The 18405-nt window shown below is 43.4% G+C and carries 14 protein-coding genes and 1 pseudogene; 3 read left to right on the top strand and 12 right to left on the bottom strand.

The window, feature by feature from the left end:
- Window positions 1-456: 456 nt before the first annotated feature.
- From F6J99_RS25270 to F6J99_RS25255, 4 genes and pseudogenes are all read right to left on the bottom strand, one after another.
- Window positions 457-588, bottom strand: a pseudogene (locus F6J99_RS25270) (TauD/TfdA family dioxygenase); the annotation flags it as partial.
- An 80-nt stretch (window positions 589-668) separates the two neighbouring features.
- Window positions 669-1547, bottom strand: coding sequence for a phytanoyl-CoA dioxygenase family protein (locus F6J99_RS25265; protein ID WP_293116418.1), 879 nt, complete (start codon window positions 1545-1547; stop codon window positions 669-671).
- A 148-nt stretch (window positions 1548-1695) separates the two neighbouring features.
- Window positions 1696-2832, bottom strand: a complete 1137-nt coding sequence (locus F6J99_RS25260) for an SRPBCC family protein (protein ID WP_293116416.1) — start codon at window positions 2830-2832, stop codon at window positions 1696-1698.
- Window positions 2833-2904: 72 nt separating this feature from the next.
- Window positions 2905-3390: a GNAT family N-acetyltransferase gene (locus tag F6J99_RS25255; protein ID WP_293057963.1), complete on the bottom strand. Its 486-nt coding sequence runs from the start codon at window positions 3388-3390 to the stop codon at window positions 2905-2907.
- Window positions 3391-3975: 585 nt separating this feature from the next.
- Between F6J99_RS25255 and F6J99_RS25250 the strand changes: the two genes are divergently transcribed.
- Window positions 3976-5034: a GDSL-type esterase/lipase family protein gene (locus F6J99_RS25250; RefSeq protein WP_293116414.1), complete on the top strand. Its 1059-nt coding sequence runs from the start codon at window positions 3976-3978 to the stop codon at window positions 5032-5034.
- On the opposite strand, the gene F6J99_RS25245 is transcribed toward F6J99_RS25250, so the two are convergent.
- The gene (locus F6J99_RS25245) at window positions 5023-5226 is read right to left on the bottom strand and encodes a hypothetical protein (RefSeq protein WP_365974132.1); all 204 of its coding nucleotides are present in this window, start codon (window positions 5224-5226) and stop codon (window positions 5023-5025) included. The genes F6J99_RS25250 and F6J99_RS25245 overlap by 12 nt on opposite strands.
- A gap of 475 nt (window positions 5227-5701) precedes the next feature.
- On the opposite strand from F6J99_RS25245, the gene F6J99_RS25240 reads away from it, so the two are divergent.
- Entirely contained in the window at window positions 5702-6586 is an 885-nt protein-coding gene (locus F6J99_RS25240) for a GNAT family N-acetyltransferase (RefSeq protein WP_293116410.1), read from the top strand.
- Window positions 6587-6622: 36 nt separating this feature from the next.
- Here F6J99_RS25240 and F6J99_RS25235 read toward each other — a convergent pair whose 3' ends face one another.
- Genes F6J99_RS25235 through F6J99_RS25225 form a run of 3 tightly spaced genes read right to left on the bottom strand, consistent with a single transcriptional unit; the run spans window position 6623 to window position 8518 of the window.
- On the bottom strand, window positions 6623-7606 hold the full coding sequence (locus F6J99_RS25235) for a Gfo/Idh/MocA family oxidoreductase (protein WP_293116408.1): 984 nt from the start codon (window positions 7604-7606) through the stop codon (window positions 6623-6625).
- 30 nt (window positions 7607-7636) lie between these two features.
- Window positions 7637-7891: a hypothetical protein gene (locus F6J99_RS25230; RefSeq protein ID WP_293116406.1), complete on the bottom strand. Its 255-nt coding sequence runs from the start codon at window positions 7889-7891 to the stop codon at window positions 7637-7639.
- Between the two features lie 39 nt (window positions 7892-7930).
- Window positions 7931-8518, bottom strand: a complete 588-nt coding sequence (locus F6J99_RS25225) for a DUF1997 domain-containing protein (protein ID WP_293116404.1) — start codon at window positions 8516-8518, stop codon at window positions 7931-7933.
- Window positions 8519-8752: 234 nt separating this feature from the next.
- Here F6J99_RS25225 and F6J99_RS25220 point away from each other — a divergent pair, with 234 nt between their 5' ends.
- Window positions 8753-9847, top strand: coding sequence for a calcium-binding protein (locus tag F6J99_RS25220; protein WP_293116402.1), 1095 nt, complete (start codon window positions 8753-8755; stop codon window positions 9845-9847).
- On the opposite strand, the gene dnaE is transcribed toward F6J99_RS25220, so the two are convergent.
- The 4 genes from dnaE to infC form a co-directional block, all read right to left on the bottom strand.
- Window positions 9840-13847: a DNA polymerase III subunit alpha gene (gene dnaE, locus F6J99_RS25215; protein WP_293116400.1), complete on the bottom strand. Its 4008-nt coding sequence runs from the start codon at window positions 13845-13847 to the stop codon at window positions 9840-9842. The two genes, F6J99_RS25220 and dnaE, sit on opposite strands and share 8 nt — an antisense overlap.
- A 106-nt stretch (window positions 13848-13953) precedes the next feature.
- Entirely contained in the window at window positions 13954-14445 is a 492-nt protein-coding gene (locus tag F6J99_RS25210; RefSeq protein ID WP_070393753.1) for a cyclic nucleotide-binding domain-containing protein, read from the bottom strand.
- A gap of 411 nt (window positions 14446-14856) precedes the next feature.
- Window positions 14857-17847, bottom strand: a complete 2991-nt coding sequence (locus F6J99_RS25205; RefSeq protein WP_293116397.1) for an MFS transporter — start codon at window positions 17845-17847, stop codon at window positions 14857-14859.
- A 256-nt stretch (window positions 17848-18103) separates the two neighbouring features.
- A partial coding sequence (gene infC / locus F6J99_RS25200; protein ID WP_293116395.1) for a translation initiation factor IF-3 occupies window positions 18104-18405 on the bottom strand: 302 nt, incomplete at its 5' end.

Here is an 18405-nt window from a genome sequence, read left to right as displayed (position 1 = left end):
CATCTTAATGGGTAATAGGTAATGGGTAATAGGTAATAGGGGGAGCATGTCACTTATGCAGAATATTTGTACATTATCTATAGCCCCCTCATGGGTTTAAGCTTGCTCTCATGGTACATAGTACAAATGTTCGGCAACTTTGACCTGCTCCCTATCGACTTCTCTTCAAGCATGAACAATATTTTAGGCAATCGCGACAACAGTTTTAAACTTAAGATATTAAACGTAAGCATAGGACTTCTATACCTCATAGATACAGTAAAAAATCCTTAACTGAACTGTATTGGTTTATATATGTCCGACTACTTAGGATACATTCAATTCCCTTGCACCTGAATTAGGATTGACCTTTGGTCAAGCTACGCGATGAAGCGTTTCGGCAAAGCCGACGCTACGCGAACGCGTTCGCCTTTGGCGTGGCCTACGGCCAAGCGTGGCCAAAGGCCTCAGCTTCCGCTAAGAGCGATCGAAAGCTTTTCTTCCATGAAGCACTCGGAAGTTTTGTATTATCATGCAGTCTCTAGGCTCTAGACGAAAAGAGTATTGATAGGCAGGACTATTTAATAATTTAAAGCAAGCAAAGTAAGCTTCATATTTTTGCTGCTAAATTTATAGGTTCATGTTTTCTCAATCAAGATTAGTCGCTGTAACTCTAGTACAAAAATAAATTATTGTGAGTTAGCTCCAAAGTCAGATGTATACCAATTCCAATTACCAGTCTGATCCTCAAATCCCGATTTGTAAAGTCCATTCTTAATCGCAGAATCAGGAAGTTTATCTAGAGGGATGTAGGGGTGGGATTTTTGACCTTTTTCCTCAACAGGTTGGTTTGAGACAGCGTTATAGTGGCAATGCATTAGGATACGAGTATCATCTGTGTGATTTCCTTGAGAACCATGTATCGTGTTTGCATGAAAGAATACAGCATCGCCAGGTGCCATTTCGCAATCAACAACTTCTAGCCTTTCTATCACTTTTTCCATACGCTTTGGATCGCAGACATCTCCATTACCTCGCAACACAGGTTTAATACGACCCATTAAATGGGACTTTTTGATGACTTGCAAGCAACCATGGGCTTTAGTATTTTCAGTGATAGCCACTGTACAAGTTACAATGTTGGGAAAAAGACAGCCGTCACCATACCAATAGGTGTAACCTTGATGCCAATTTATGACAGTATCATCATATGGCAGCTTTTGAACAATTTTTGAGTGCCAATGATAGCACTCCTCACCTAATATAAGTTCCGCAGTATGGACAATCCGAGTTAATCGAGTCACTACGCTAACCAGACTATCATTTAAACCATTCCAAACAGCAGCATGCCAGGGTTCACCCTTTTGGTTGATGACAGTCCTGAGAGAATTGGCAAGATTGGGATCGTTATCGCAAACTTCCCGGATTAAGCTAACCTCCTCTGAATCAAATAACCCACGGACGATAACATATCCATCTTCGTGATATTGAGTGAGCTGTTCTTGAGTTAAGCGATGAGTTTTCCGTACATCTGTGTCAAATTTCGATGCAATCATTTGAGAGTCCATTTTCTACTGTTATTTTAGAGATTGAGATTTTTGAATCAGATTTCTATCAGTTGTGGTGGAATATGAGGATTGGATTGATATTCGCTATAGCGTTCCTTTATCCTTTCCCCAACAACTTCTGCGAAGACCAATAAATTGGATCTCATTGTCACGACGGTTTTACCACATCCATTTTGGGAGAGACAGTCTTTTTAGATGCTCCCAAGCCGCCTAATATATTTCCATCTAGGCTTACAGGAATCATTCTACGGATGTAATCATGAAACTGCTGTTGACCTGCTTCTTTAGTAGGATGATAAGGACCACAGTGTTGCTGACCTTGTTGGTAAAGTGCTTTCCTTCCCTGATGGATCTTGGTCATCAGATCATGGTCTTCATATTCTATTTCGTACATATACTGGTCAAATGCATTTAGAAAGTCTTGATGTTGAGAAAACTGCTCTTCTACCAGACGATATTCGTGAATTGAGCATGTGTCGATGCTTTCTGGTATAACAACGGCAACTAGGGCAAAGCACTGAGAGATTTCAATAATAATATTAGGATAAATACAAAGCCAGACAGCACCGTAGTCTTCTGGGAATTTACCAACATATTTGCTATAGCAATCTATATATTCTCGCAGAGCAGAGGTTTTGATTTGAGGTTTTTCTCTAAGATGTATCGCTTGAACACTAAAATCATCTCGGAAAATCGATTCAATATATCTTGAATCGAAAAAGGTTCTAAAGTTAGGATGATATGCTTCTAAGTGGTAATTATCTAGAAAGGTATCCATATAGCTTTTCCAATTTACCTTAACGAAGAAGGGATCATGGGCATAGAAACTTAGCTTCTCGAAGTTAATATTTGTAAATGCTTTAGAAGTTTCTAGAGCACCTTTCAAGGCAGAATCGTTTTTAGGAAACACAAAACCATCATAAATATCGATGGATTCCTTTTCTAGAGAGTGTAGGGCATGATCGCATTCTATATTAGCCGAACTCAACATCTTCCCATTGAGATCATATGACCAGGAATGCACTGGACAGACAATGCTGCGACAATGTCCCTTGTCTTTGAGCAGGGTTGCATAACGATGTTTACAAATGTTTGGCAGAACCTGAATGTTTTCCTCATTTTGAATCAGAACCTTTGTGTCCCTTGTGTGTGGCAACACATAATAGTTCTGAGATTCGTTGACAAAGCTACTGTGTCCTAAAAAAATATCCTTAAATTTACAACGCTTCTTTTCTAAGGCAAAGATTTCTTCGGAAAAATAAAATTCGTGAGCAAGGGATAGCATATTGATTGTCCTAAGTAGGTAGGTTTAATTAACTGTAAAATGGAAAAAGCTTAAAACTTGAAAAAAACCTATTTAAGTTGAAGAGAATGCCGCTAAGGCATCACCAGCAAGGCGACAAGTCCGCCAGTCGTTGAGAAAGGTTGCACCTTGCTGTTTGTAGAATGCGATCGCACTTTCATTACAATTGAGCACACTCCACTCAAATCGCCCACAGCCTTTATCAAGTGCCATCTTTGCCAAATAGCCAAAAATTTTACTTCCTACACCCTGACGACGATAGTTAGGTAGAACAAACAGAGCTTCTAAATATAGACCGGGTTTCATCAAATAAATAGAGAAATTGAAGAAGTAAAGAGCGAATCCAGTCGGTACACCATCTGCACAAGCAAGGATTGCCTCGGCCTCAGGATGAGAACTAAACAAACTTTTATGAAGTTGTTCGCATGTGCCAGTGACCTTGTGGGAGAGCTTTTCATGGTCAGCCAGAGCCATGATTAGCTCGAATAGAATAGGTACATCATCAGGTATCACCGGACGAATGTCAATTGAGTAATTCATAATTTCTACTTATACCACTTGAAGGGTTAGAAATTTAGTGGCGTTTAATCGACTTTGAAGATGAGTCTGGTAAAATTGATGTAACATTTTTTAACATAGCGGTATTTTTAACAATCGAGACCGTTCTTTTTTTACTACAAGTTGCTCTAATTTTCAAGCCATAAGGATTGTAGCTGGGTTGTCACCCCCTAAGCTTAAATTGATAATTATTGATTTTTCTGAAGCACCTCCCCCAGGATTAGCCGGACTTTTTGATTGTAAATTTTTTCTTGATGTTGACGATGTAATAACTTAGCTTGTTCTATAAGTTGAGATAGTTAGTCATAGTTGATTCCTAGCAATCGTTTGGTTTGTTTATGATTTTTTTGGATTTAATCCCAAGTGTAGCTCATGGTTCATGAGGCCCATAAGATTATTTAATATCCTCTTATTTGATCATAAACTTGTTTTTTTGAGAAGTCTAGGGTATAATGCCAAAGTTTTGCTTCCATACTTGTTTAAGTACCGTTACAAGGGTTGTGAAGTTTTCCGGATTGCCTCGATTGCTTGATGTCAAAAGAGTATAGAGAGGAAAGTGGGCACATTATGAGCAATTTATATCTGTTAACAACAAGTCTACTCACTGGAGGAGCAATGTCTGCTCCACCACCACCACCCCTACCTGCCAATCCCTCAGATAGCCTCTCAAGCCTTTTAGTGTCAACAGCTAAGAAAGCATTGCAGGCTGGGGTGAGTCACAAGATTGTCCCTACCCTAGAAACCACTGCAAAAACTTCCTCTCCTGAATTTAGTAGTCAATGGCAGAAACGTAGCGCTGCTAAATTATTAAAGTATCAGCAAATAAAGTATCAGCAACGTTTACCCAACTATCGACCTGCTACTCCTTCACCAAAGTCGGGAACGGAACTGTATTACCAACGATTAGCTGCCCTCAGAGCTGGCAAACTTTATACTCGCTTACCTGCTCATAGTTTTTCATCGTTTTGGGCAAAGGGATTAAATCATAAAGGAGTCCCTCTCACAAAACCTACCTATCAGCAATGGAAACAACTCTTGGCACAGGAAGCCAGAGCTGTTGCCTACGGACAGGGTAACAATCGTCTGTCTATGGTAGTGGGAGATTCCCTAAGTTTGTGGTTACCGGCACAGGGATTACCTAACTATCAACTTTGGCTCAATCAAGGCATTTCTGGTGAGAATACCAGTCAAATTTTGAGTCGATTATCGGCATTTTCCCAGACTCGTCCTGATACAATTTATGTGATGGCAGGTATCAATGATTTGCGTCAGGGCAAAACCGATCAAGTTATTCTCAACAACCTGCGCCAGATTACTCGTCAATTGCGGCAAAATCACCCACAAGCTCAACTAATTATCCAGTCGATTTTACCGACACGAGCTACTGCTATTTCTAATCAGCGCATTCGTAATCTTAATCAAGAAATTGCTCAGATTGCTCAACAAGAAGGAGCAGCCTATCTCAATCTTCACAAGTTGTTTACTGATACTAAAGGTCAGATGCAGCACAATTTGACAACCGATGGCATCCATTTAACGCCTCTTGGGTATCAGGTTTGGCAAGAGGCGCTACAGTATACAGAATCCTTGATTGCTGCAAATCGAGCTCGTGCTTTATCGCTCTGAACGGGATTGTCGGGAAACCAGTTTTTCAAAATTAGCTTGGGTTTGCTGCAATAGTTGCTCTCGACTATCTGCTGCTTTAGTGAGGTTAGGAACTAATTTGCGGGCGTGGAGTGCCATGTGAAACTGAAGCTCGGCGACATAATCGCTAATGCCTTCAGAAGTATGATCATTGTGGGGTTGAGTAGAATGCAAATCCAAAGTGTCCTCCTTGTCTAACGTCACCATTAGGTAGTTCGAGAGCGGGAAAGCTGCGTGTCCAATCAGCCCATAGGAACCCCGACTCGATGTATGTTACAGAACATATCATGGTATGCCAATGGCATATCTGATTTTGTAATGAAGTTTAAGATATTTGTTAAGTTTTATATAGTTTAGGTAATTTATACAAGATTGAGTTAAATTTTATGGTAAGTGACACACTCTAAAATAAATAGACGCTGGTTGACTGACAAAACTAAGTACCTGGACATAAATAAACCAAACTGTGTTAACTTTTGTAAACCAGCCAAAAGTCCCTCTGTTCCCTGTTCCGGTGATCCGCTGTTCCCTATCTTGACAGTTAAACCTAATTTTGTCCGACTACCTAATCAACAGTGTAGTGCTAGGTTTGTATTTTCAATTCCTATCGCGCAAAGTTGCGAACGGAACACTTAAAAGGTTTTTCATCATGGACAAAGTATTTGAACAAACCTCTTCAGTGATACTGCGTGGGGGACGGCCCGAGGACGCACTCCCCTGTGGCACCATTCTGTATCAAGCGTTCCGTGCCATTGCAGAACAGCACGGCTTGGTACCGGACTTTCCTTCTGCGGAGTTTGGGGCGGATATGTTGACCGAAATTTTAGCGAACCCGGCGGTTTATTCCGTCGTGGCCGAAGCTGAGGATGGGCGCGTCATTGGCAGCAACTTTTTGTGGGAAGGGGATACTATCGCCGGTATCGGTCCGACTACGGTAGACCCCGCCGCACAAAATCGGTCGGTTGGTCGCCGCCTGATGGAACATGTTTTACAACGAGCACAAGAAAAACGGTGCCCCGGTGTGCGGCTGCTTCAAGCCGCATATAACACCTGCTCCCTGTCCCTGTATACAAAACTGGGCTTCAATGTGCGTGAGCTACTGGCGAACCTTCAAGGACAGCCACTCGGCTTGACCATACCAGGCCGCACCGTTCGTCCGGCCACTGAGGCCGACCTTGCTGCGTGTAATCAACTCTGCGATCGCATTCATGGTCATGACCGGGCGTGGGAACTGAAGGAATATGTCGCTCGGGGCATGGCAACCCTTGTCGAGTGTGATGGGCGCATATCCGGCTACGCCACCGAAATTGGCTTCTTCGGGCACGCTGTTGGCGAGAATAATGAGGACTTAAAAGCGCTGATCGGGGCAGCTCCAGCGTTCGGTGGGTCGGGCTTTTATGTTCCAATTAGTAACGCCGAGCTATTGCGTTGGTGTTTGAACCATGGCTTGCGTCTCATCCAGACCGAAACCTTGATGAGCCTTGGCCTGTATAACGAACCGGCAGGGGTTTTTCTACCATCCGCCCTTTATTAATAGTAGCTAAGTTAAAGCGATTGGCCGTAGGCCACGCTACGCGAACGCATTACCCGTAGCTGCGGACTGACGTAATGCATCTGCGACCTTGAGAGTATAGCAACTAGCTACGGTCGAGACATACAGGGGTGTTCCTTTAACTAGATGGTCAATTACCATAGCGGTATCTTTAAGAAACAAACCCCGTCGCCCTGCTACTTCAATTGGTTTCCTTTCCTCTGCCTTAATCAGATTACCTTGGTCTCCCTCAAACAGCAGTGTGCCTTGGTTTCCATGCACTTCAAAATTCCGTAACCTCTGCCGGAACATTTCCCCTTTACCATAGGTTATATCTGCGATTAGACCACTAGTAAAGCGCAGTTGGGCATTACATAGACAAGCAGTAAAGTACTGATCACTAGCATCCCAAAACTGGGATTGACAATACACAGAAGCGACCTCACCAAACAAGTCTGTAAACCGGTGAATGCGAGAAAGAGCACCAATGAAGGGAAAGCCAAATAGTTCCAGATTGAATGTCCAGCCCCGGGGTGCAGGGTGTTTCGGCGCAATAGTTACGTAACGGGCATAAACCGGTTGACCAATTTGAGGCAAAGATTGGCGCAAGGCTTGATGCAAGCCCCCTAGGAGCTCAATATGTTCTACATGGAGGAGCTTGCCCTTAGCTTTGGCAAGGCTAATCAGGGATTCAGCATCTTTGGGGTCAAGGGAAAGGGGATATTCAGTGACAACATGTTTCCCAGCATTAAGGGCAGCACGGGCAATTTTGCCATGATCCCGATTAATCGTGCTAATAAATACTAGATCAAGCTCCGGGTGTTCTACCAATTGCTGCCAGGAATCCACTACTGTAGTGCCGTGGGTTTCAGCAAACTCTTGGGTTTTGGCAGGGGTATGGCCACAGACAGCCACTAAATGCGATCGCGAATCCGCTTGTAATGTCTGCGCTCGGAGCTTAGCCGCAAACCCAGTACCAACAATACCAGCTTTAATTGGGAGATTAGTAATACTCTTTGTCACAAGGAATGATCAAGGATTAAGGGTTAAGGGTTATTGTGAACATACTCCCTTAAGGAAAGGCAAGAGGCAAGAGGTAATAGGTAATAGGTAATAGGTAATAGGTAATAGGTAATAGGTAATAGGTAATAGGTTGGAATTAGGCAAAAATTCGCCCGAAAATTCCCATACTTCCCACACTCCCCATCTCCCCATCTCCCCATCTCCCCATCTCCCCATCTCCCCCTCCTGGGAGGGGTTAGGGGTGGGTTCCCATCTCCCCATCTCCCCATCTCCCCATCTCCCCATCTCCCCATCTTTCCACCCTGACCACTCCGACAGCGATTGCTAGATATAGGTCGCGGGAGCGCCTGGTGCTTGATGCTGAGTATATATATTTGTCTGGGTGCCATTGCGAGCCCATTGACGATAATCCAATAACAGCTGGTGCATCAATGTTTGCTTAATCCTGACCAAAACGCTTTTGAGCAAACCATTGCCAGTGGTTTCTAAGATTGGCTTGGGAGTAAGGGAAAAAGGTAAGGGCACATCAACCTTGACAGTTAAATCCGCTCTGCCGGTGAGCTTAGTCACTCCCTGATCGTCCCAAGGATGCAGTTTTCCGGTTAATTGCAGTGCAAAGCGTTGATTGATGTAGTCCAATCCTATAATTTCACAACCGACAGACCTCAGATGAACGGTAGCGTCAGATTCCGCCCACACTTCTAGATCTACCGTGGGCTGAAATGTCAAGGACATAAAGTGTAATGGATTCATTTTCAGGCGAAAGCGCTTCTGAGTCACTTGTTGGATGCGATTCAGGTCTGCGATCGCATAAACTATCCGTTCAGGCTGACGCAAGTAGTGCTGAATCGGCACAGATTCCTGTGGCACAGTCATTTCCACACACTGGGAAGCAAAAAACTGGGTGGTCATAGAGGAAAAAACACTCAATCAATGTATGCTTTTACTTAATATTACTTTACAATTCTTCAGTTTTGGTATTATGTTTTTCATTTTACCGGAGTATGCTACCCCAGAGAGTACTTTTTTTTCATTTTCTAGAGATTTTTCTATAGATTTCTAAAGCGTCGCCAATTTGGCGACAAGTCTAAGCTCAAATGCGATCTAATCATTATCGGTAGCGTAAACGATATAAATCCAATAGTCATGGCTGAGATAAACCAAATAATTGTAGAAGGCTCTAATCCTAAACCTCAATTGCGTTTCGATTCTGAGGAATTGGGACTGAAGCTTAGGGACTTCAAACAAGAGCAGGAGCGTTTAAAGTCTGAAGGATCGTCTTTTTCCCCTTTCACGATTCCCTCAACCGTTACTGATACTCTGACCGGTGGAGATGCTAACGATACTATTAACGGTGGAGATGGTAATGATCTAATTGATGGCAAAAATGGCGATAATTTGCTTAACGGCAACGCAGGTAATGATGCGATCGCTGGTGGACCTGGAGATGATACTGTAATTGGCGGTAGTGGCGATGATACTGTTTACGGAGAATTAGCTATTACTATCAACCCTAATATTAATATTATCGCCACTGGAATTTCGTCTTCCCCTGTAACAGAAGGTCAGAATTACCTAGATGGGGGAGATGGCGATGATATTCTCGGTGGTGGCGGTAACCATGATACTTTGATGGGTGGAAATGGGGATGATTACCTCTACGGCGGCAGTACCAGCCTTGGTTTTTGTACTCATGTTTATGATCCCTATGGTGAATATCAAAGCTGTCGTTCTGTATCGGGCAATGATATTCTTAACGGTGGCGATGGCAATGATACCCTAGACGGTGCAGAAGGAGCAGACACTTTAATTGGTGAATCTGGCCATGACCTTATCATTGGCGGCTATGGCAATGATAGTCTCACTGGTGGAGATGGCGATGATACTCTCAGAGGTGGCTCTGACAGTGACACTCTTACCGGTGGTGAAGGAGCTGATATATTTAGTTTTCGCCTCTTGTTTCCAAGCGCAGGTTTTACTAGACCAATCGTAGGGTCACAATTTACTGCACCACCAAAACCTGAACGAGGAATGGAGACGATTGAAGACTTCAATGCGCTTGAGGGTGATAAGATTGAAATTTCTGGTTTTAGGACAGCTGGTTCTGCAGAGGTTTCCCTTGGCCAATTCCACTACAATCAAAACACAGGTATTATCTCTTTTGAAAACCAAGAGTTTGCTCAGTTACAAGCAGGGGCTGATTTCATAGTAGACCGTGATGTGATTTTAAGTATTAACTAGCTTGATCAATTAACCCTAAAGGCAATTCCCCTAACTGTTTCAACTCCAACCCTCCCTCAAATATCTGATCAATTGCCAACATTTGACCATCAATCGTCATAAACTTATGATCGTTTGTGGCTCGAATCACTGAGCCATCTTCTAGAGTATATTCAAACACCTCTTGCTCTCCCCGGTTATGCCACTGAGCAATAGGTTGGGTATAAACATAGCCATTACTATCAACGCTATAAACAGTACATGGGATTCCTTTCTCGACAATCTCACCAATTGCCATCGGCCCATACTCTACTGTTATAATCTCCGTATCATAGCTGAGACAATATTCGGCAAATTTAATCATTTGGTCAAATAACTCTTCAGCTATGTCTTGAGTCACGCCATTTTTGGTTGAACCATCAATAAAAATCTCCCGATGCTTCTGCATCTCAGCCACTTTCTTCTTACCCATGCAATTGTGAGCAATAAAGTCATTGGCAATAAAGTTATGAGTTTCAGCAATAGTTAAATCAAAAACATCTTCTTGGCCAAGATACTTCAGCTCAACAATCTCATCCCAGAAAACATCTGAGTCAGGAATGCCTTGGTGACGTGCTAAACTCGGAGTCGCAACTGTTTTCGTTAATTCCTGTCCACTGTTCCCTGTTGCCGGTTCCCTGTTCCCAACTTCTGAAACAAGTCTCATGATATTATCAGTTAGCTTACCTTTACCATTCGATAGTTCACGACTATAGGGAATTGGTAATGTTTTCGCTAAACCGATGGAGCTTCCTATGGTAAACTCTTTCAGAGGCTTCCATCCTAGACTCGTGTAGAAAAGATGATCATCCGTTGCGCGAATGTGGCGGTTAGTTTTGGTAGTAATCTCCCAAACATCACGAATCCCATTAGGATGAATTTCGATAATTGGTCGTTGGGTAATTTTTTTAGTCTTCAAATCCAGGGAAAAAACGTTTCGTCCCAACCAGTAACTAGATTTAGAAGCAATCTCCTTCAGGGAAACTAAACGACCGGTTGCTAGATCCACTATCTCAGTTGAGCCACTCAAACAGCGCCTCAGTAAATCCGCTTGACCTAGAGAATAACCAGCCAAATCCTGCGCCATCCGCATGATGCTTTCCTGAAAGCAGTTATGAACGACTACGCCATGAGCCAGAAAGTATGGGGAAGATTGTTCCTCCATTTGTAGATCAAAACACTCTTCTTGCCCACTCTCTTCCACAGCGGTAACATAAACTATCCGAACATCTTGCTGGTAGACTTGGTGATCAAACTCATCCCAGTATTCAAGGTTTGTCTTGTACCTTGTGTTGTACTCTAGGGTTTCTAAATTAAATGTAAACCTGTATGGTCTTTTTTTCTTGGACAATAAAACTCCGGATCTGTTTCCCCTCCTGGGAGGGGTTAGGGGTGGGTTACTTTTGCCTTTTGCCTCTTGCCTCTTGCCTTTTTCAGTTGCCTGTTGAGTTGGGTAGGGTGCGTTAGGAACGGGCTCGCCCTGATTTTCCGCCTCGTAGCCAGCTTTGGAACAGCCCGTCCCGTAACGCACCACCGGGTCTAAACTGTTGCTGGCTCCAGGATATTTTTCATAAACTTGAGAACCAAAAGCATGAGCATTCTTGACGACTGGGTTTACTGCTTTGAGCTCATAGGCAAATTTGTCTCCATCTGGTGTTAAAAAGCGATGGTTTTTACTGGAATAGATAACTGTACCACTAGATAACGTAATTTTCAGAATGTCTTTAACACCACTGCGCCATTGCTTGGCTACCCTTGCTGGCCAAACTTGTTTACCATCAGAAGTTAATACTACGTCGCCAGATTGAATTTCCTCAATGGGCACATAAGACCCATCGGGCTGATCAATTAACGTACCTTTCGGTAAACATAGAATTCCATAAGTCTCATTCAAAATAGGCTCTAATAGAGGATGTTGATACTCTACTTTTTCCCGACCATGTTTACGATTAATAAACTGAGGAATCAGACCAGCATCTAGAGGACCAGGGCGATAAAGAGCTAAAATTGAAGAAATATCTTCAATACTGTCAGGTTTCAGGTCTCGCACCACCTGACGCATTCCAGAAGATTCTAATTGAAATACTCCTTCTAACTGGCCTTTCTCTAGGAGCTCATAAGTTTTTTGAATATCTAGGGGTTTTTTCTTCTGTTCACCCTTGTCTAAAATTTTCTTAGCTTTAATTTCATCTAGGGGAATCTGATCTAAATCGAGTTTAAGATTTTGAGTCTTTTCAACTAACTCTTTTGTTTTCTGAATAGTGGTTAAGTTCTTTAGTCCTAAAAAATCCATTTTCAGGAGTCCCAGAGCTTCCAGGTCTTCCATATAATACTGGGTAATCACTGCACCATCATTATTCAGTTGTAATGGCACAATTTCATCTAACGGATCTGCTGAAATAACCACACCAGCAGCATGGACACCAAAGGTTTTATTTGTCCCTTCTATCCGAATCGCCATATCCACCCAGCGATGAACTTCCGGATCTTGATCGTAAGCCTCTTTAAACTCTGGTGTTGGTGTCTGATCAGAAATCATGACTGAGAGTTTGGCTGGCTTACCTCGCGCCACTGGAATCATCTTAGCCATACGATTTGAGTCTTGGTAAGAAATTCCTAACACTCTCGCTACATCTTTTAATACCGCTTTAGAGGTCATGCGGTTAAATGTAATAATCTGGGCTACTCGGTCTTCACCATATAGATCGGTGACATATTTAATCACCTCATCCCGTCTTTCAATGCAGAAATCTGTGTCAATATCTGGCATTGATTTCCGCTCTGGATTGAGAAACCGCTCGAACAGTAGCCCATGATGTACGGGGTCAATGTTGGTAATTTCTAGGACATAAGCCACTAGGGAACCTGCTGCTGAACCACGACCGGGACCAACGGGGATATCATTATCTCTGGCATATTTGATGTAGTCCCAAACCACTAAAAAGTAGGTAGAGAATCCCATCTGCTGGAGCATTTTTAACTCATACTCCAGCCGTGCTTTATACACTGGATCAATTTCACTACGAGAGCGACACTTTAGCCGCTTCATCAGTCCATTCCAGGTAATTTCTTCTAAATAGGTGTCAGGGGTATAATCCTTGGATACCTTGTAGTCTGGGATGCGAGGCTCCCCCATAATATTGTAGTGCTTGACTTTATCTGCCACTTCTAAGGTATTTGCGATCGCATCCTCTATCACCTGCAACGGTAAATGATCTCGAAACAGCCGCTTCATTTCCTCTGCTGACTTGAGATACTCCGTGCCACTATAGCGCATCCGTTTCTCTTCCGTAACCAGTTTAGCGGTTTGAATACACAGCAAAGCGTCATGAGCTTCTACGTCATAGCAGGAGATAAAGTGGGAGTCATTAGTGGCAATAATTTTAATGCCTAATTCATTAGCGATTTTGACAATAGCAACATTAACCACTCGGTCTTCTACAGAGCCGTGGTCTTGAATCTCTAAATAGTAATCATCCCCAAAAACATCTTGGTACCACTTAGCTACTTTACGGGCTTGATCTAAGTCACCTTTTAGGATAGCTTGGGGAACTTCACCCCCCAAACAAGCACTAGTAACAATTAACCCTTCGTGATATTGCTCCAGTAATTCTTTATTGATACAGGGACGACCAAAAACACCTTTTCCTTGCATCCCTTTTAGGTGAGAAAGAGTTGTTATTTTTACTAAATTCTTGTAGCCTTGGGTATCTTTTGCTAAGACAACTTGATGATATTTTCGGTAACGCTTATTGACCTCAATATCCCCGTTGATCACATACATTTCGTTACCGATTATCGGCTTAATGCCCTTTTTTAGGCAAACTTTAATCAGTTCAATAGCACCATACATCACACCATGATCTGTTAGTGCGATCGCAGGCATTCCCAACTCAACAGCTCGATCCACCAATGCTGGTAGCTGAGATGCTCCATCTAGTAGGCTATAATCACTGTGAATGTGTAGACCAACAAAAGACATAGTTACTGTTAATTATAAACCGATGTTGCTGATTATTGTAATGATTAACGCACCTAGGAGCCAGGTCTAGTCCAAAAAAAATAGTACCAAAAAACTAGGACTTATCTTAAGCACGGAAATCCGTTAAACGACTTCCAACCCTTCTCAAATCCGATGGTGGATTTTTCCCCTGATTAGTATTCAAATTGCTGTTAAGTTCCCGAATACGGCGGGACAACATACGAATAATTTTAATTGCAAATTCTGGTGTCTCATCAATGGCATCATAGAGTTGTAGCTGTGTCAACATCAAACAATGGCAAGGTTCGATTGTGGTCACAGAAGCGGAACGAGGTTCTGCATCAAACAAGGACATCTCCCCAAAGCAGGCTCCTTGCTTGAACTGTGCCAAATTGCGCTCACCAATGTGAACTCTTACCAAACCTGAGACTACAATATAAAGTTCCCTACCCTCTTCCCCTTGAGCAAAGATGGTATGGTTAGAAGGAAAGTCTAGCTCGTCCATCACAGAGGCTAGTCGCATCAGAAAATCGTCCCGCAATTCGTGAAAAATTGGGACACCCCTGATAAAAATTAAACGATCAATGCTAGATAACATTGGTTAGCGGTTAGGTTAGCGGTTGGCTGCTAGCGAATAGCCGTGCTGTAGTAAAATACAAGTTTAACCCATACCGATAATTGTTTATAGTTAATGGCTCATTAGACCTAGAGGTCGAATTAAGATTCAACCACTGTACTGTGGTAATTTCAGACGTAAGTATTCAGCGGTCAGCTTATTTTATTCAAAAGCTGTTCGCACCTCAAGTAGCGTAGCCACAGGCCAATGGCTGATAGCTGATAGCACCTCAAGTAGCGTGGGTGGCACAGGCTTCTAGCCTGTGATAAGTGCGCATAAGCTGATAGCTTACTTTCAGACATTATTTCACCCCTAGGTCTACTATCCACTGCCATCAGACATTAGAGATGATGCCAGCAAAGTGTACAAAGAATAGGCAACTATTCGACCAAACTATCCGATAATCTGTTGTGCTTGAGCAGCTACCAAGGGATCTGGGTCATTCCTAAGCACTGGCAACAACTCTGCACAAGCACGAGGTGACATCTCTTTGAGATAAGCCACAACCGCTTCCCGCACAAAACCGGTAGGATGACGTAGGCAACTCATCGCCGCTGCTGGTGCTAGAGAGCAGTGTGCTGCTCTGGCCACATGAAAACAACAGGCTAGGGGCCAATCTGACAGAAAATGTCGTAACTCGATTAACCGACGTAAGCGATCGCTTACACCCATGGGTTTATAAGGCACTAAATCCACTAGGGCACCTAATTTTTCTTTCAGAGAACGCCGGTCTAAAATTGACAAAAATGCTTTCTTATTAGGAATATCTAGGGTATTATCCAAAATTTCTAGCCCTAGGGCAATGTTTGACCGAGAATGGGATGCTAGATTAAACTCAGCTGCTTTGATGGCACTCGATGGATAAAGAAACTTCATCAGTAAGAAACACACCTCTACAAGATCTTGTTGAAGATCATTAAGCCCCTGCCGCAGCAAATCTGCCTCCAGTCCAGCTATTTTCTTTGAGGTCAAATCCAGCAGTGCGCCATAAATTTGACCCAAAAACATCAATTCTTGCTCAATTAAAGTTTCTATGCCACTACGCCCTAACTGGTTCATCACCGCCTCAATCCCAACTTCCCCTGGAATCTTGAGCAGGATCGTGAGAATATTACGACGGGTTGTCCCCCAACTACTCATCAACTGTTGCACCAAATGCTTCATAGCTTCAGGAGTACCCTTTTCAGTTAGGGCGTGGAGTCTGCCAATCTCACCGAGAGCCATCCAAGCTTGCCGCCTTACTAAGTCTGGCTTGTGAATATCTTCAGACAAAACCCTCAATAAAGGAATGGCTTCATCCCCTTGCTTGACCAACGCCATACGAGCAGCATTGCGGGTAGAGGTGTAGTAGAGTGCCTTGACTAAAGACGGATAGTACTTTTCAAATCGTTTAGCAGCAATCACCTCTAAACAAGCACAGCGTACCTTTAATGACTTATCCCTTAACAGGTCATCAATATAAACCACCAAGGATTCCAAGTAATCCATCTCTGCCAAAGCTCGGGTACCCATTAACCGTTCTTGCTCTTTTTTTGAGGTGAGCATCCGCCGCAGGGTTTTGACGGCGTCAAACTTCTCTTTTGGTGTACCCCGACCCATAATTAAAGCAGCTGCTGTAGCTCTTACGGTTGGGTCAACAGCCGGTTGTAGATAAGGCTTAATTGTCCGAATATTCAGGTCTTCGTGAGCCAGCCAAAAATAGCGCAATGCTAAGGCCAGGACTTCTACTGGTGGTCTTTGATCAATCAACCCAGACACATCTTTTAGACAATCTGGGTTGGGATAGGGCAACATCACCTCTAAACTCTGGCGCTGCAAATCTGTAGACATTTCTCCCAGCAAGGGAGAAAGAACCTTACTCGCTTTTTCCGGAGCGATTTGAGACAACAGTTGAATGTAAGCAGAGCGGTTCTTCGGCTCAGTTTTCAATCGCCTTACCGCTTCCTCAAAGAGGGTCTTAGTATCCAGGAAAGTGGTATTGGCAGAACCCAAACGTCCTTGCTCAGCATTGATCAGCAGCAATGAACCATAATTAGCCCGCATCAACCAGGTACTCAGCAGCCATAATAGGGCAAAAATCACTACCATTAGAATAAATACCCAATGCCGCAATGGCTCAAAATTGGGGAAAGCCCAATCCACCAGCCCAATGGTGGCTAAAATCCCAATGCCAGTAATGCCAGTAGTCATGGGTTTGGCAATCCCTTGCACAGTAGTTTGAACCACAGAGCGTAACCCTGAGGGTAAGGCTTGGAATAGTACCGGTTCAACACTAGCAATTAAAGTAAAGCGCAATAGTTCATCAACGAATCGGAGTAAGACTACACCAATAAATAGCCCTGTTATCCAGCTAGGCAACCCAATATCAAACTTTAGCCAACTTGCCATCTTAGCTAGGGTCACTAAGCCAATCACAGATAAAGCACCAGGTAATACCATAGCGCTTAGGAAAAGACCAAAGCGATCAATCACCCGACTAGAGATAAACCATTGGGTCACCAATTCAAAAAGTCCCAACGTACCACTGAATAGACCCAGAAAACCAGCAATTGCTGAACTATCCAGGGTTTGCTCCAATTGACCCATATACTGAAATTCAATTAGGAGGTACAGGGCTTCCCCTAAGATAAAAAAGGCAAATAAAGGGATGACATAGCGTCTGAGGGATTCACTCGGCTGACGCACAGCAAAGTCTGGCTCCATTTCTTCCCACTGTCGTGCTGGGGAGTTAGGAAAGGCTTGCTGGTAGTGCTGACATATATAAACCAAGGTCAGTGCTCCGACGAGCATCATGCCAGACCCAAAAGCCACCACATTGTTGAGTCCCACTAACAGCAATAATAGAGGTAATGAGAAGCCAGAGAGGACATCAGCTACCAAAAGCCCACTGGAGATTAGGGGGTAGGTACGCTTAATTTCCCGAATGTTGAATAACTGATTAGCCGTCACCTGGGAATTAAGGTCATTGAGGATGTACACGGCATCCATCCACAATCGCAATAGAAAGATGGTGACTACAGTAATATAGCCATACTCGATCTCCAAGCCTAGGCGGAACACTAACAGGGGTAAGGCAGCTAGGATTGCGATCGCTACCAAGACTGACCTCAATGGTAAAATCCTCTGCAACCAGGAGTATAATACTCCCAGTCCAGAGCAGATAACGGAACTAGCAATATAAATTACCGGTAACCACTTCGCGCCATATTGTTCTAGAAACAAGGCAATGGCACTGTACTCTAACCAAAGCAGTCCAATGGAAGTGGTGGTATGGAAGGCGAACATCAACAATGTCCGCTCGCCTTCTTCTGGGCGAAGATTCACCCACCCTAGGATTGTTCTAACCCAGTTACCCTTCAGGCGAGTCGGAGATGGCAATTTCATACAGTCCTTCGTCCTTCGTCACTAGTCCTCAGTCAGTTGTCCTTGGTATTTTAAGCTGCTTGATCCGTGCATGGGTATTCAGATCCCAATTCCAGGCACCTGGGCATGTGGTTACCAATGACTAATGACCAATGACTAATGACCAATGACTAATGACCAATGACTAATGACCAATGACTAATGACCAATGACTAATGACCAATGACTAATGACCAATGACTAATGACCAATGACTGATGACCAATCACTATAACCACTATTTTTTGGGGGAGAGCAACATCATCATGTTACGACCTTCCCGCTTCGGTGCTTGCTGGACTTCTGCCAATTCTTGTAAATCCTTAGCCATGCGCTCGAGTAGTGCCTGGGCTAAATTACTATGTTGGATTTCCCGACCTCGGAAGGTAATGGTAGCTTTGACTTTATCGCCAGATTTGAGGAAGCGCTCCGCTTGATTGACCCGCACATTGTAGTCATGGTCTTCTATTTTGTAGCGCATCTTCACTTCTTTGACATCAGCCGTGTGCTGCTTCTTCTTTGCTTCACGGGCTTTCTTCA

The sequence above is a fragment of the Moorena sp. SIO4G3 genome (assembly GCF_010692305.1).
Classification (GTDB): Bacteria; Cyanobacteriota; Cyanobacteriia; order Cyanobacteriales; family Coleofasciculaceae; genus Moorena; species Moorena producens_A.
The sequence above is the reverse complement of the archived record's forward strand: the minus strand, read 5'-3'. Positions and strand labels throughout refer to the sequence as shown.